The 14235-nt window shown below is 69.4% G+C and carries 14 protein-coding genes; 1 reads left to right on the top strand and 13 read right to left on the bottom strand.

Going from position 1 to position 14235, the window contains the following annotated elements; translation table 11 throughout:
* The 10 genes from ACYVF6_RS22755 to ACYVF6_RS22710 all read right to left on the bottom strand — a co-directional run bounded on the left by ACYVF6_RS22755 (position 1) and on the right by ACYVF6_RS22710 (position 10944).
* Positions 1-879 carry an IolE/MocC family protein gene (locus ACYVF6_RS22755; RefSeq protein ID WP_460524490.1) on the bottom strand — a complete coding sequence of 293 codons (879 nt, stop codon included), beginning with the start codon at positions 877-879 and terminating at the stop codon, positions 1-3.
* Between the two features lie 14 nt (positions 880-893).
* The gene (locus tag ACYVF6_RS22750) at positions 894-1709 is read right to left on the bottom strand and encodes a sugar ABC transporter ATP-binding protein (protein ID WP_460524489.1); all 816 of its coding nucleotides are present in this window, start codon (positions 1707-1709) and stop codon (positions 894-896) included.
* On the bottom strand, positions 1706-2737 hold the full coding sequence (locus ACYVF6_RS22745) for an ABC transporter permease (RefSeq protein WP_460524488.1): 1032 nt from the start codon (positions 2735-2737) through the stop codon (positions 1706-1708). Before ACYVF6_RS22745 ends, ACYVF6_RS22750 begins: the two co-directional genes overlap by 4 nt.
* 4 nt (positions 2738-2741) lie before the next feature.
* Positions 2742-3752: a sugar ABC transporter substrate-binding protein gene (locus ACYVF6_RS22740; protein WP_460524487.1), complete on the bottom strand. Its 1011-nt coding sequence runs from the start codon at positions 3750-3752 to the stop codon at positions 2742-2744.
* 70 nt (positions 3753-3822) lie between these two features.
* Positions 3823-5319 carry a CoA-acylating methylmalonate-semialdehyde dehydrogenase gene (locus ACYVF6_RS22735; RefSeq protein WP_460524486.1) on the bottom strand — a complete coding sequence of 499 codons (1497 nt, stop codon included), beginning with the start codon at positions 5317-5319 and terminating at the stop codon, positions 3823-3825.
* A gap of 17 nt (positions 5320-5336) precedes the next feature.
* Positions 5337-7214, bottom strand: a complete 1878-nt coding sequence (gene iolD, locus ACYVF6_RS22730) for a 3D-(3,5/4)-trihydroxycyclohexane-1,2-dione acylhydrolase (decyclizing) (RefSeq protein WP_460524485.1) — start codon at positions 7212-7214, stop codon at positions 5337-5339.
* A complete protein-coding gene (gene iolB / locus ACYVF6_RS22725) occupies positions 7211-8077 on the bottom strand; it encodes a 5-deoxy-glucuronate isomerase (protein WP_460524484.1) in 867 nt (288 codons plus the stop codon). The genes iolD and iolB overlap by 4 nt, the downstream gene beginning before the upstream one ends.
* Positions 8074-8967: a Cgl0159 family (beta/alpha)8-fold protein gene (locus ACYVF6_RS22720; RefSeq protein WP_460524483.1), complete on the bottom strand. Its 894-nt coding sequence runs from the start codon at positions 8965-8967 to the stop codon at positions 8074-8076. Before ACYVF6_RS22720 ends, iolB begins: the two co-directional genes overlap by 4 nt.
* Positions 8960-9910, bottom strand: a complete 951-nt coding sequence (gene iolC, locus ACYVF6_RS22715) for a 5-dehydro-2-deoxygluconokinase (RefSeq protein WP_460524482.1) — start codon at positions 9908-9910, stop codon at positions 8960-8962. The genes ACYVF6_RS22720 and iolC overlap by 8 nt, the downstream gene beginning before the upstream one ends.
* 2 nt (positions 9911-9912) lie before the next feature.
* Positions 9913-10944 (bottom strand): Gfo/Idh/MocA family oxidoreductase, encoded by a 1032-nt coding sequence (locus ACYVF6_RS22710; RefSeq protein WP_460524481.1) that lies wholly within the window; start codon positions 10942-10944, stop codon positions 9913-9915.
* Positions 10945-10988: 44 nt separating this feature from the next.
* Here ACYVF6_RS22710 and ACYVF6_RS22705 point away from each other — a divergent pair, with 44 nt between their 5' ends.
* On the top strand, positions 10989-11726 hold the full coding sequence (locus ACYVF6_RS22705) for a GntR family transcriptional regulator (RefSeq protein WP_460524480.1): 738 nt from the start codon (positions 10989-10991) through the stop codon (positions 11724-11726).
* On the opposite strand, the gene ACYVF6_RS22700 is transcribed toward ACYVF6_RS22705, so the two are convergent.
* From ACYVF6_RS22700 to ACYVF6_RS22690, 3 genes are read right to left on the bottom strand one after another with little or no spacing between them, the layout of a single operon-like run.
* A complete protein-coding gene (locus ACYVF6_RS22700; protein ID WP_460524479.1) occupies positions 11723-12766 on the bottom strand; it encodes an ROK family glucokinase in 1044 nt (347 codons plus the stop codon). The genes ACYVF6_RS22705 and ACYVF6_RS22700 overlap by 4 nt on opposite strands.
* Positions 12767-12782: 16 nt before the next feature.
* A complete protein-coding gene (locus ACYVF6_RS22695) occupies positions 12783-13727 on the bottom strand; it encodes an ROK family glucokinase (RefSeq protein ID WP_460524478.1) in 945 nt (314 codons plus the stop codon).
* 58 nt (positions 13728-13785) lie between these two features.
* Complete coding sequence (locus ACYVF6_RS22690) at positions 13786-14220, bottom strand: SRPBCC family protein (protein WP_460524553.1); 435 nt, start codon at positions 14218-14220, stop codon at positions 13786-13788.
* Positions 14221-14235: the final 15 nt, after the last annotated feature.

Here is a 14235-nt window from a genome sequence, read left to right as displayed (position 1 = left end):
TCACACCTTCGCCAGGCTGTCTTGGCTCAAATAGGCGATGCTGCGCCGGACGTCGTCGATCGGCCCGGTCCAGGGTTCGGGAACCTCGTCCAGCGTGGCGTCCTGCTCCAGGACGTACCAGCCGCGATAGCCGCTGTCCTCCAGCGCCCGCACGATGCCGGCGATGTCGAGGTCACCGTCGCCGAGCGGCACGAACAGGCCGCTGCGCACGCCGTCGATGAACGTCTCGGTCCCCTCCGCGACCGCCTGCGCCACCGCGAGCCGGACGTCCTTGAGGTGGACGTGACCGACCCGGTCGGCGTACTTCCGCACCAGCTCCAGCGGGTCCGCTCCCCCGATCGCAAGGTGACCGGTGTCGAGGCACAGCGGTACGTCGCTGTCGGCCAGCAGCCGGTACACGACGTCGGCGGCCTCGATCGCCGTTCCCACGTGGGGATGCAGCGACGCGGCCAGGCCGAGCTCCGCGGCCAGCTCGCGGGTGCGGTCGAGGTTCGACAGCAACCACCGCCACTGCGTGTCGCCGAGCACGACCTTCTCGTTGTAGCCCGCAGGTCCGGCGTCGGCCGCCAGCACGACGACCTCGGCACCGGCGTCGGCGAGCGTACGCATGGCGTACTCCGCCTGCGTCAGGTCGGCCTGCTCCGCGGTGTGCAGGACGACCGGCAGGAACCCACCGACCAGCGAGAGGTCGTTGGCCGCCAGGGTTTCTCGTACAGTCAGCGGATCGGGACCGAGGTAGCCGGTGGGACCGAGCTCGGTCGCCGGCAGGCCGAGCCGCGCCATCTCGGCGAGCACGCGCTGGGCGGTGAGCTCGTAACCCCAGTCGGGCGCTTCGCACACACCCCACGAGATCGGTGCTCCCGCCACCCGTCCTGCCAATGGTCCTAAGGTGCTCAACTGCTTTCTCCTGTTACTTCTGTAACTACTTGTTCCGGCGCGACCTGACGCAGCTCGTGCCCGAGCGCCTCCAGCTCCGCGCCACCCGCCATCTCGCGGATCAGGTCGTCCAGCGCCAGGTCCGCCCGTTCGTACGCTCCGGCCATCCGCCCGCGCTTCAGCAGGACGAACCGATCGCCGACGAGGTACGCGTGGTGCGGGTTGTGCGTGATGAGCACGACGCCGAGACCGGCGTCGCGGGCGGCGGCGACGTACTTCAGCACGACACCGGACTGCTTGACGCCGAGCGCCGCCGTCGGCTCGTCGAGGATCAGCACCCGCGCGCCGAAGTAGACGGCCCGCGCGATCGCCACCGACTGACGTTCACCGCCGGACAGCGTGCCGATCGGCTGGTCCACATCACGCAGGTGGATGCCCATCTTCGCCAGCTCGCCGTGCGTGGTGAGCCGCATCGACCGGACGTCCAGCCGCCGCAACGGCCCGAATCCCTTGGTGGGTTCGCTTCCGAGGAAGAAGTTCCGCCACACCGGCATCAGCGGTACGACGGCCAGGTCCTGGTAGACCGTCGCGATGCCCTTGTCCAGCGCCTGTCTCGGGCTGCTGAACGTGGTCGGCGAGCCGTCGAGCAGCAGCTCGCCGCTCGACGGTTGGTGCGCGCCGGACAGGATCTTGATGAACGTCGACTTGCCGGCGCCGTTGTCGCCGAGCACGCAGGTGACCTGCCCGCTCTCGACCGTCGTCGAGACGTCCTCGAGCGCGGAGATGCTGCCGTACCGCTTGGACAGCCCGCGCGCCTCCAGCACCGCGGTCATCGGCTCACCTCCGCCTGCTTGCGGACGAACGTGTTGACCAGCACGGCGAGCAGCAACATGACGCCGAGGAACGCCTTCAGCCAGTTGTTGTCCCACTGCGCGAACACGATGCCCTGGTACGTCATGCCGTAGATCAGCGCACCGAGTGCGGCGCCGATCGCCGAGCCGTAGCCGCCGGTCAGCAGGCAACCGCCGACGACCGCGCAGATGATGTAGATGAACTCCTGCCCGATGCCGGTGGACGCCTGCACGGTCGAGGTGCGGAACAGCTGCAGCATGCCGACCAGCCAGCCGGCCCCAGCCGTCACCATGAACAGCGCGATCTTCGTCCCCAGCACGGGCACGCCGACCTCACGCGCGCTGTGTGCCGCGCCACCGACCGCGAAGATCCAGTTGCCGGCACGCGTACGCAACAGCAGCCAGGTCGCGAGCGCGGTCAGCAGGAACCACCACACGATCGAGATCTGGAACTTCGTTCCGAACAAGGCGATCGTGGAGCCGAACAGCCACTTCACGTCGTAGTAGCCGGGCACGTCGTCGAAGTTCTGGATCGCCACCTGGCCGGTGAGCTGCTTGGTCAGCGCGAGGTTGAGGCCCTGCAGCACGAACAGCGTGCCGAGCGTGACGATGAAGCTGGGCAGGCCTGTCTTCATCACCAGCAGGCCGTTCAACGCGCCGACCACCAGTGCGAACACCAGCGAGATCAGCACGGTGACCCACACGTTGCCGCCGTACTGGATCGTGAGGATGCCGACGATCAGCCCGGTCGCGCCGGTCATCACGCCCGCCGACAGGTCGAACTCGCCACCGATCATCAGCAGGCCGACCGCGACCGCCATGATGCCGAACAGCGACGCCGAGTCGAGCCAGGTCGCCATGCCGCCCATCGTGAGGAACGCCTCGGTCATGACGGAGAAGAAGACGAACACCGCGACCGCGGCGGCCGCGGCGCCCACTTCTGGACGCCGCAGCACCCGCGTCACCAGGCTCACCGTCGTGAGGCGGCCTTCCTCGGTGATGACAGCCATCGAACTATCGCGTCTTCGCGGCGGCGAACTTCTTCACCTGCGCGGCGTTGTCCTTGGTGACGAAGCCGGGACCGGAGTAGACCGGCTGCCCGCCACCGACGTCGTTGCCGTTGCGGGCCTTCAGCGCGAGGAACACCACCGGCAGGTAGCCCTGCAGGTAGGGCTGCTGGTCGACCGCGAACAGCAGGTCGCCGCCCGCCACGTAGTCGCAGATCTCCTCCGAGACGTCGAACGTCGCGAGCTGCGCCTGGCTGCTCGCCTCCTGCTTGGCCTGCACCGCGGCCTTGGCCACCACGGGGTTGAGCGTCAGCACGCCGTCGATGGTCTTGTCGGACAGCAGCTTGCTCTTGATGGTGTTCTGCGCGTCGGCGATGTTGGAGATGTCGACCTGCAGGTTGGAAAGCTTAGCACCGGCGAGCTTGGACTTCGCGCCCGCGCAGCGCTGCTCCAGGCCGACGTTGCCGGCCTCGTGCACCACGCAGATCACGTTCTTCAGCCCGGCCCCGGCGAGCTTCTCGCCCGCCGCCTCACCGGCCAGCTGCTCGCTCTGGCCGATGTGCGTGATCGCGCCGAACGCCTTGGACTGCTCCAGCCCGGAGTTGATCGTGATGACCGGGATGCCCTTGCTCACGGCCGCTTCGACGCTGGACTTCACACCGTCGGGGTTGGCCATCGACACGATCAGGCCGTCGACCTTCGACGCGACCGCGTTGTCGATCAGCTGACTCTGCTTGGCCGGGTCGCCGTCGCTGTTGTAGGTGACCTTGACCTTCTGATCCTTGGCGGCCTGGTCGGCCCCGGTCTTCACGATGTCCCAGAACGCGTCACCCGCGGTTCCGTGCGTGACGACGGCGAACGTGAGGTCGCCGGACCCGCTGGACTGGTTTTCGCTCCCAGACTCGGACTTCTTGTCCGTCGACTGGTCGTTGTTCGTCTGCGGCTCGTCGTTCGAGCAGCCGCCGATCGCGAGCGCAGCCGCGATCGTCACCAGACCCAACGTACGGAGTAGCTTCATCGATCCTCCTGGTCAAGAGCCCTTTGTGGATTGGGTACTGCGGTGTTCAGGTGCTCAGCCGGTCACTCGGTCACTTGGTGGTCGGGAAGTGGAACGCGGCGTCGGCGGCGTGCTCGACGTGCGGCCAGCGTGACGTGATGGCCTTGCCGCGGGTGTAGAAGTCGACGCCCTCGACGCCGTAGGCATGCCGCTCGCCGAACAGCGAGTCCTTCCAGCCGCCGAAGCTGTAGTGCGCCATCGGGACGGGAATCGGCACGTTCACGCCGATCATGCCGACGGTCACCCTGCGCTGGAACGTTCGCGCCGCCTCGCCGGAGCTGGTGAAGATCGCCGTGCCGTTGCCGAACGGGTTGGCGTTCACGAGGTCGATCGCCTGCTCGAGCGTCTCCGCCCGCAGGACGACGAGTACCGGTCCGAAGATCTCGTCCTGGTACACCCGCATCTCGGGTGTGACCTTGTCGAGCAGGGACGGCCCGATGAAGAACCCCTCTTCGTGGCCGTCGATCGTGAGGCCGCGACCGTCGACGACCAGCTCGGCGCCTTCGGCGGCACCGACCTCGAGGTACGCGGCGATCCGTTCCTCGGCCTGCTTGGTGACGACCGGCCCCATGTCGGCCGAGTCGTCGTCGCCAGGCCCAACCTTCACGTCACCGGCTCGCGAGCGCAGCTTCTCCACCAGCGCGTCGCCGGACGCGCCAACCGCGACGACGGCCGAGATCGCCATGCAGCGCTGGCCGGCCGAGCCGTAGCCCGCGGCGGTCAGGTGGTCGGCCGCGAAGTCGAGGTCGGCGTCGGGCAGCACGACCGCGTGGTTCTTCGCGCCCCCGAGGGCCTGGACACGCTTGCCGGACGCGCTCGCGCGGGCGTGAACGTACCGCGCGATCGGCGTCGAGCCGACGAACGACACCGCGGCGATGCCCGGGTGGTCGAGGATCGCGTCGACGGCTTCCTTGTCGCCGTGCACGACGTTGAAGACGCCATCGGGCAGGCCGGCCCGCTGCCACAGCTCGGCGACGAGACGGGACGCCGACGGGTCGCGTTCGGACGGCTTGAGCACGAACGTGTTGCCGCACGCGATCGCGATCGGGTGCATCCACATCGGCACCATGGCCGGGAAGTTGAACGGCGTGATGCCTGCGACGACGCCGAGCGGCTGCCGGAACGAGTAGGCGTCGACGCCGCTGGAGACCTGGTCGGAGAAGTCGCCCTTCAGCAGCTGGGGAATCCCGCAGGCGAACTCGATCACCTCGAGGCCGCGCTGCACCTCGCCCTGGGCGTCGGAAATCACCTTGCCGTGCTCGGCAGAGATGATCCGGGCGAGCTCGTCGACGTGGGCGTTGACCAGCTCGCGGAACGCGAACAGGATCTTCGCGCGCTTGCCGACCGAGACGTCCTGCCAGCTCTCGAACGCCTTCGCGGCCGTCTGCACGGCCAGGTCGACGTCGTCGGCCGTGGCGAGCACGACTTCGGCCTGCTGCTCACCGGTGGCGGGGTTCCAGATGGGCCCACGCCTGGTGGATCCGCCCTGAGTCGGCGCGCCGGCGATCCAGTGTTCAACGGTGCGCATGGGTGTCCGCACCTCCCTTACAGATAACGCTTCTGGCTGGGTTTGTTGGCTTCGTAGGTGTCGCGCGCCGCACGCGTCGAGGGCAGCGAGGAGACCTCGGCGACCGGAACGTCCCACCAGGCTTCGGAGTCCGGTGCTCCGGACAACAGGTCGGTCTCGACGTGGACGAGCGTGGTGCGGGTGGCCTCGCGGGCCTTGGCCAGCGCGGCGCGGAACTCCTCGATCGTTCCGGCGCGCAGGACGTCGGCGCCGAGGCTGGCGGCGTTGGCGGCCAGGTCGACCGGCAGGACGTCGCCGTCCAGCAGGCCGGTCTCGGGACTGCGGTAGCGGTAGCTCGTACCGAACCGCTGCGATCCGACGGACTCCGACAGCGAGCCGATCGAGGCGAACCCGTGGTTCTGCACGAGTACGATCGTGAGCTTGACGCCTTCCTGCACCGACGTCACGATCTCCTGCGCCAGCATGAGGTAGGAGCCGTCGCCGACCAGCACGATCACCTCGCGGTCGGGTGCGGCGAGCTTCACGCCGAGCCCGGCGGCGATCTCGTAACCCATGCAGGAGTAGCCGTACTCCACGTGGTACTGCTTCGGATCCCTTGCCCGGAACAGCTTGTGCAGCTCGCCCGGCATGCTCCCGGCCGCGTTGATGACGACATCGCGCGGGCCGGACACGTCGTTGACCACGCCGAGCACCTCGGTCTGGCCGGGCAACGGCGTGTGGGCTGTGTAGTAGGCGCCGTCGACGACCTGCTGCCAGCCGGCAGCGAGCTCGGCGGCGCGTTCGGTGTGAGCGGGCGGCGCCTGCCAGCCTTGGAGGGCGTACGTGAGCGCGTCGAGGCCGGCCTTGGCGTCGGCGAGCAGCGTGGTGCCGCCGAGCTTGGCGGCGTCGAAGTTCGCGACGTTGAGGTTGACGAACGTCGCGCCCTCGGCGAAGACGCTGTGCGATGCCGTTGTGAAGTCGCTGTAGCGGGTGCCGATGCCGAGCACGACGTCGGCTTCGGCCGCGATCGCGTTGGCGGCCGTCGTGCCGGTCGCGCCGATCGCACCGACGCTGCGCGGGTGGTCCCAGGCCAGCGATCCCTTGCCGGCCTGGGTTTCGGCGACCGGGATGCCGGTGGCGTTGGCGAACCGGGCCAGTTCCTCGGTCGCCTCGGAGTAGATCACGCCGCCGCCGGCGACGATCAGCGGACGTTCGGCATCGCGCAGCAACGCCTTCGCTCGTTCGAGGGCCGCGGGCTCCGGCACCTGGCGGGCGACATGCCAGACCCGCTTGGCGAAGAACTCCTCCGGCCAGTCGTACGCCTCGGCCTGCACGTCCTGCGGCAGCGCGAGCGTCACGGCGCCGGTCTCGACCGGGTCGGTGAGCACGCGCATCGCGGCGAGCGCCGACGGGATGAGCTGCTCCGGCCGGTTGATCCGGTCCCAGAACCTCGACACCGGCCTGAAGCAGTCGTTGACCGACACGTCGTACGACCGCGGGTCCTCCAGTTCCTGCAGCACGGGGTTGGCGACGCGGGTGGCGAAGATGTCGCCGGGCAGCAGCAGGACGGGGATCCGGTTGATCGTCGCCAGCGCGGCGCCGGTGACCATGTTGGTCGCGCCCGGACCGATCGAGCTCGTACAGGCGTACGTCGACAGGCGGTTCTTCATCCGGGCGTACCCGACGGCGGCATGCACCATCGCCTGCTCGTTCCGGCTCTGCAGGTAGGGCAGCTCGCCGTGGTACTCGAGCAGGCCCTGGCCGAAGCCGGCGACGTTGCCGTGGCCGAAGATGCCGAAGCAGCCCGCGATCAGCCGCTGTTCTACACCGTCGCGCTCGCTCCACTGGTTGGCGAGGAACCGGGCGAGGGCTTGGCCTACGGTCAGTCGGACGGTGCTTTTTCCCGGATTGGTCATGCATTGCCTCCCGTGAGGCGCGGATCGATCGGCTGGTGTTTCCAGGTCTCGCGAATCCACCCGTGGTCGGGGTCGTCGCAGATCAGCCAGGCCCGCTCGTCGGAGGGTCCGGCCATCACGTTCAGGTAGTAGAGGTCGTAGCCGGGGACGGCCATCGACGGGCCGTGCCAGCCGTGCGGGATGCACACGACGTCGCCGGTGCGCACCTCGGCCAGGACGTCGATCGGCCGCTCGGGCGTGCCGTAGACCCGCTGGTAGGCCATGCCGAGCTCGTCGGAGACCTCGAAGTAGTAGATCTCCTCCAGCACCGACTCCTCGCCCGGCCGGTGCTCGTCGTGCTTGTGCGGCGGGTACGACGACCAGTTGCCGCCGGGCGTCACGACCTCGACGGCGATCAGCTTGTCGGTCTCGAAGACGTCGGCCGCGCAGAAGTTGCGTACCAGCCGGCTGCACTGGCCGGCTCCGCGCAGCTCGACGGGCACCTTGGACGCCGGGCCGTAACGCGGCTGCAGCCGGTGCTTGCAGCGCGCCGACGGGAACGCCAGGCGTACGTCGGCGTCAGCCTGCACGACGACCTCGGAATCCCTTGGCACGTAGACGAAATCGGTCGGACCGGAGAACACGTTGTCGCGGCCGGCGAGAACGTAGCTGCGGCCGTCGCACTCCACCCGGATCCCCTGGCCCGCGAGCGGAAGGACGAGCATCTCCTCCTCGCCGGTGAACAGGCCGAGCGCCTGGCCCTTGCGCAGGTCGGCGGTCCGCAGGCCGCTGAAGCTCCAGCCCGCGATCTTCGGCGTCAGCCACAGGCTCCACGACTCGTTGGCGAGCTCCCAGGCCTTGAAATGGTGGCGTTGTTCCGTCACTGATCCTCCCCGATCATCAACCCGACTGCGGTGTCCACTGCCGACACCACATCATCGTCGGGTGGATAGAGCAGCGACCGTCCTACCACGAGTCCGCGTACGGTCGGAAGTGCCAGCGCCTTGGCCCAGCTGGCGTACGCCACGTCGGGATCCTCGGCCACCTCGCCGCCCAGCAGCACGATCGGGAGCGACGTGGCGGCGGCCACCCGTTCCATGTCGTCGACGACGGGCAGCTTCAGCCAGGTGTACGCGCTCGTCCTGCCGAGCCCGGCGGCGATCGCGGCCGACTGCACGACGGCCTCGGTGCTGAGGTCGTTGCTGAGCCCGGCGCAACCATCCTCCGAGTTCGAGATGAACGGCTCGACCATCGCCATCAGCTGGTGGGCGGCCAGCGCGGAGACGGCGTGTGCGCAGCTCTCCAGCGTCGCGGCCGAGGCCGGGTGCTGGCGGTCGATCCGGAGCAGCATCTTGCCGCCGTCGAGACCGGACCGCTGGATGCTGTCGGCGTCGTAGGCCGTGAAGCGGTCGTCGACCTCGAACACCGCGCCGGGGAGGCCGCCGCGGTTCATCGAGCCGATCACGACCTTGCCCTCCAGCGCGCCGAGCAGGAGCAGGTCCTCCACGAGGTCGGGCGCAGCCAGTACGCCGTCGACGCCCGGGCGGTCGAGCGCGACGAGCAGCCTGGCCAGCAGCTCGGCGCGGTCGCCCATGGCGTGGGGGTTCGTTCCGGCGCGGAACGCTCCCCTGGCCGGGTGGTCGGCGGCGACGATCAGCAGGCGGCCGCCGGGCTCCAGGAGCGGGCGGCGGTGGCGGCCGGCGTAGGCGCGTTCGATCGTGGCCGGCTCGCAGGCGCGGATCTCGGCCAGCTGCTGGAGATCGACCTCAGGCATCGGTCACCCCAGCCAACAGCTCGTCAACTTGCGCTTGCGTCGGCATCGCGTCGGCGCAGGCGAGCTGGCCGGCGACGTACGCACCCGCGGCGTTGGCGAACCGCATCGTACGTTCGATCGGCCAGCGCTCCAGCAGGCCGTGGCACAGCGCACCGCCGAACGCGTCGCCGGCGCCCAGGCCGTTGACGACCTCGACCGGCACCGGAGGTACGACGGCCTCCTCGTTCGGTGTACGAGCCAGGACGCCCTTCGGTCCCTGCTTGACCACGGCGAGCTGGACGCCCTTGCCCAGCAGGACATCGGCGGCCTGGTCGGGGTCGCGGGTGCCGGTGGCGACCTCGCACTCGTCGAGGTTGCCGACCGCCACGGTCGCGTGCTCGACGGCCTTGCCGATCACGTCGCGGGCGTCGTCGACCGACCTCCAGAACATCGGACGGTAGTCGAGGTCGAGCACCGTCGGGTGCTTGTGGTCGCGGGCCCGCAGCGCGTTCAGCGTGGTGGTGCGGCTGGGCTCCTCGGACAGCCCGGTGCCGGTGACCCAGAAGATGCGCGCTTCCCTGATGGCGTCGAGGTCGAGCTCGTTCTCGTAGATCTCGAGGTCGGGTGCCTTGGGAAACCGGTAGAAGTAGAGCGGGAAGTCGTCGGGCGGGAAGATCTCGCAGAACACCACCGGCGTCGGCAGGCCGTCGACCGGGGTCACGAACCGGTCGTCGACGTCGAAGCCGCGCAGGGCCTGGTGGATGTACTCGCCGAACGGGTCGTTGCCGGTGCGCGTGATGACGGCCGTACGGCGGGCGTGCCGGGCGGCCGCCACGGCGACGTTGGTGGCGCTGCCGCCGAGGAACTTGGAGAACGTCCGCACGTCCTGCAGGTGTACGCCGATGTCGTTCGGATACAGGTCGACGCTCACCCGCCCCATCGTGATCAGGTCGAACGCTGTCACTGTCACTGCTTGACCTCCGCCACGCGTACCGCTCGCTGCTCGCGCCGGGACCGCTCACAGGCCAGCGCGACGTACAACGCCTCCAACGCATCCTCCCCCGGACATGGCGACTCGATCCGACCGGCGGCGACCTCGACGAACGTCTCCAGCTCCTTGACGTAGGCGGCGCCGAAGCGTTCGGCGAAGCTCGGGTAGCTCGTGCCGGTCACACCGTCGAGGCCGGCGACGGCGGTCGCCCTGGCGCCGTGCAACTCGAGGCGGACGTCGTAGCCGGCGCCGTTGTAGCGGCCACCCGCGATCGCCGCGAGCGTGCCGTCGTCGAGCGTCAGCAGCGCGTGGCCGGTGTCGACGTCGCCGGCGGCCGCGAAGTAACCCTCGCCCTTGTTCGCGCCGGTCGCGCTCACGCTGACGATCTCGCGGCCGGTCGCCCAGCGGATGGCGTCGATGTCGTGGACGCTGCAGTCGGCGAACAGGCCACCGGACGTGGGGATGTAGCCGGCGTGCGGCGGTGCGGGGTCCATCGTGCAGGCCCAGATCGAGTGGAGGACGCCGAGCTCGCCGGCCCGGAGCCTGTTCCTGGCGGCCAGGAAGCCGGCGTCGAAGCGGCGCTGGAAGCCGAGCTGGAGAGGGATGCCGGCATTGACGGTCTTGTCCAGGATCTCCTTCGTCTCGGCGACGGTGGAGGCCAGCGGCTTCTCACAGAAGATCGCGACCCCGGCCTCGACGGCCTGGTGGACGAGCTCGGCGTGTGCGGGCGTGGCGGCGGCGATCACCACGCCGTCGGCGTCCTTCAGCAGCGTACGGACGTCGGGCGCCGCCCGGAAACCGTGCTCGGCGGCCAGCTGCTCGGCACGTACGGTGTCGGCATCGGCGACGGTCACCTCCTCCACCGTGGTGAGGTCGCGCAGGGTGCGGGCGTGCAGCCGCCCGATCCGCCCGACTCCGACCAAGCCAAGCCGCATGTGGAACCTCCTCGCGCCGTGCCCCGCCCAGGCACGCCAGGCCCGGCGAAACTTAACGGCGACGTTACGCACCGTCCGAACGTTTGTCAGGACATTATGACGTTAGGCTGTCCACCGTGACACAGCCGGCCGTGAAAGTCGATCGCCGCAGCCCGGTGCCGCTCTACTTCCAGGTCGCCCAGCAGCTCGAGCAGGCGATCCTGGCGGGAACGCTGGCACCCGGCACGCGGCTGCCCAACGAGGTCGAACTGGCCCAACAGCTCGCGTTGTCGCGTCCGACGATGCGCCAGGCGATCCAGTACCTCGTCGACAAGGGGCTGATGGTCCGCAAACGCGGCGTCGGCACTCAGGTGGTCCAGTCGCAGGTCCGGCGGCCGATCGAGCTGTCGTCGTTGTATGACGACCTGTCCAGGTCTGGTCAGCATCCGACCACCGTCGTGCGAGACCTGCGTGTCGTGGTGGCCGACGACGAGGTGGGGCACGCGCTCGGAGTGCGCACCGGGACCGACGTGCTGCGCCTGCAGCGGCTGCGGAGCGCGCAGGACGAGCCACTGGCGCTGATGACCAACTACCTGCCGACCAACCTGGCGCTGCTCGATGTGGCGGAGCTGCAGGAGCGCGGGTTGTACGAGATCCTGCGCTCGCAGGGTGTGCAGCTGAGGGTGGCGCGGCAGACGATCGGCGCGCGGGTGGCGTCGACGGCCCAAGCCCGCGATCTGGGCGAGCCGAAGGGCGCCGCGGTGCTGACGATGACCCGCATCGCCTACGACGACGAGGGTCGCGCGGTGGAGTACGGCACACACCTCTACCGGGCGTCGCGTTACACGTTCGAGCTTACGCTCGTGGACCGCTAGCGGTCGGAAAGCCGGTCGACTCTCGCGCGCAGGCGGGCGCTCGCCGGGCTGCGGTTGTGGCGCCGGCGGCGACGGAACAGCCGGATGTTCTCCCTCGCCAGATCCGCCGCACCCACCAGGCCGGCATCCGGGCCGAGGGCAGCGCGCAGGATCTGCGCTTCCGGGCGGAAGCCACGTCCGGTCAGGGTGCGCCGGAACGTCGAGCGCGCCGGGCCGAGGAACAGGTCACCCGCGTCGGAGACTCCGCCGCCGACCACGAACGTTCCCGGGTCGAAGGCAGCGGCGATGTTGGCCAGGCCCACGCCCAGCCAGCGTCCGACCTCTTCCAGCAGCTCGACGGCCACCGGGTCGCCGTCCTTGGCGGCCTCCGTCACCGATGGTCCCGTGATGCGCAACGGGTCGCCGCCCACCCGGTCCAGGAGGTTCTGGGCCACCGGCGAGCCCGAAGCCGCCAGCTCACGGGCCTCTCGCACCAGGGAGTTCCCGGAGGCGTACTGCTCCCAGCAGCCCCGGTTTCCACACTCGCAGCGATGCCCGCCCGGCACCACGGTCATGTGGCCGAACTCCCCCGCCACGCCGTACTTGCCGCGCAGCATCACGCCGTCGGTGATCACGGCGCCGCCGATGCCGGTGCCCAACGTCACGCAGACCAGATGCGACTCGCCCTGACCGGCACCGAACCGCCACTCCGCCCAGGCCGCGGCGTTCGCGTCGTTCTCGATGGTCACGGGCAGCCGTACGCGCCGGCGCACGGCGTCGCGCAGCGGCTCGTGACGCCACGCGAGGTGCGGCGAGAACAGCACCGACGTCCCCGTGACGTCGATCCAGCCTGCCGCCCCGATGCCGACCGCGATCACTTCGTACGTGGCCCGCAGCTCCTCGACCACCTCGGCGATCGTGTCCTCGGTCGCCTGTGGAGAGGTCGACGGGGTGTCCCGCCGTAATCGGGCAAGCACTTTCCCATCCGGGTCGACCACCCCGGCGGCCACCTTCGTGCCACCGATGTCGACCCCGATCGTCAACGCCTGGATCAACGCCATCGAGACTCCATCACCTCTATCGCCGGCGCGCCAGGTCGGCAGCGCCGATGATCCCGGCTTCGTTGCCCATCGACGCGAGCCGAATCTCCAACTGAGGACGATGCCCGCGAGCCGTGAGATTACGCGCGAACGCCGCCCGCGCCGGCTCCAGCAGCAGGTCACCGGCGTCGGCCACGCCACCACCAACGACCACCGCGGCGGGGTCGAGTACGGCGGCCAGCGACGCGATCCCCTCGCCGAGCCAGCGCCCGAGATCCTCGAGCAGCTCCCGGGCGGGTACGTCACCGTTCTGCGCCGCCTGCGTCACCATCGGCCCCTGGATCTTCTCCGCGTCGCCGTCGGCCATCTCCAGCAGCGGCGCCGCCTGCGGCGAACCGGACCGCGCGAACGCCCGGGCCTCGCGCACCAGCGCCGAGCCGGAGGCGTACTGCTCCCAGCAGCCCTTGTTGCCGCACCCGCACAGATGCCCGTTGGGCACCACGCGCAGGTGGCCTACCTCGCCGCCCACGCCGAACGCGCCGCGGAACAGCTCGCCGGCGAGCACCAGGCCGCCACCGAGACCGGTGCCGACGGTCAGCAGCACCATGTCCTGCACGTCGCGCCCACCGCCGAACTGGAACTCCGCCCAGGCAGCGGCGTTGGCGTCGTTCTCGACCACCGTCGGAACGGAGGTACGCGACTCGACACCCTGCCGCAGCGGCTCGTGCCGCCAGGCGAGGTTGGGCGCGAACAGCACCGTGGATCGCGTGGCATCGACGAATCCGGCCGCGCCGATGCCGATCGCCTCGATCTGGTGCCGGCCGGAGAGCTCCTTCACGATGTCGGCGATGGCGTCGACGATCTCCGGCGGACTGGTCGCCGGAGTCTCCCGCCTGGTCTCCTCGACCAGCGTGCCTTCCTCGTCAACGAGACCGGCGGCGATCTTCGTACCGCCAATGTCGACGCCGACTGTCAAACCCACACCGCACCGCCTCGTTCAAAGTCCTTGTAGCCACTCACCGGTCCGCGCGCGAGCCGGCTCACTCCTTCGTACCGCCCTGCTCAACCTGCTTCTTCAGTTCCTTCAGCGCGGTATCGATGATCACTTTCTCAGCTTTGCGCTTGAGCAATCCGATCATCGGAATCGTCAGGTCGACCGACAGCTTGTACGTGACCTCGGTCTTGCCGCGCCCGCGGTCTCGCAGCGTGTACGAGCCGTCGAGCAGCTTCAGGACCTTCGCCTCGACCAGTGTCCAGTGCACCTCACGGTCGTCGTCCCAGGTGTAGGCGAGGGTGTACTCGTCCTTCACCGGTCCGGCGTTGAGCACGAACCGTACCGAGCTGGGCCGGCCGTCGTCACCGGTTTCGAGGACCGCGGCCTCCTTCACCGCGGCGGCCCAGGTCGAGTAGGCCTCGAAGTCAGCGATCACCGCCATGATGGCAGGCGGTTCCGCCTCGATCGTCACACTCGACATCGTCTGTTCTGCCAC

This window comes from Flindersiella endophytica, from assembly GCF_054779015.1.
The sequence above is the reverse complement of the archived record's forward strand: the minus strand, read 5'-3'. Positions and strand labels throughout refer to the sequence as shown.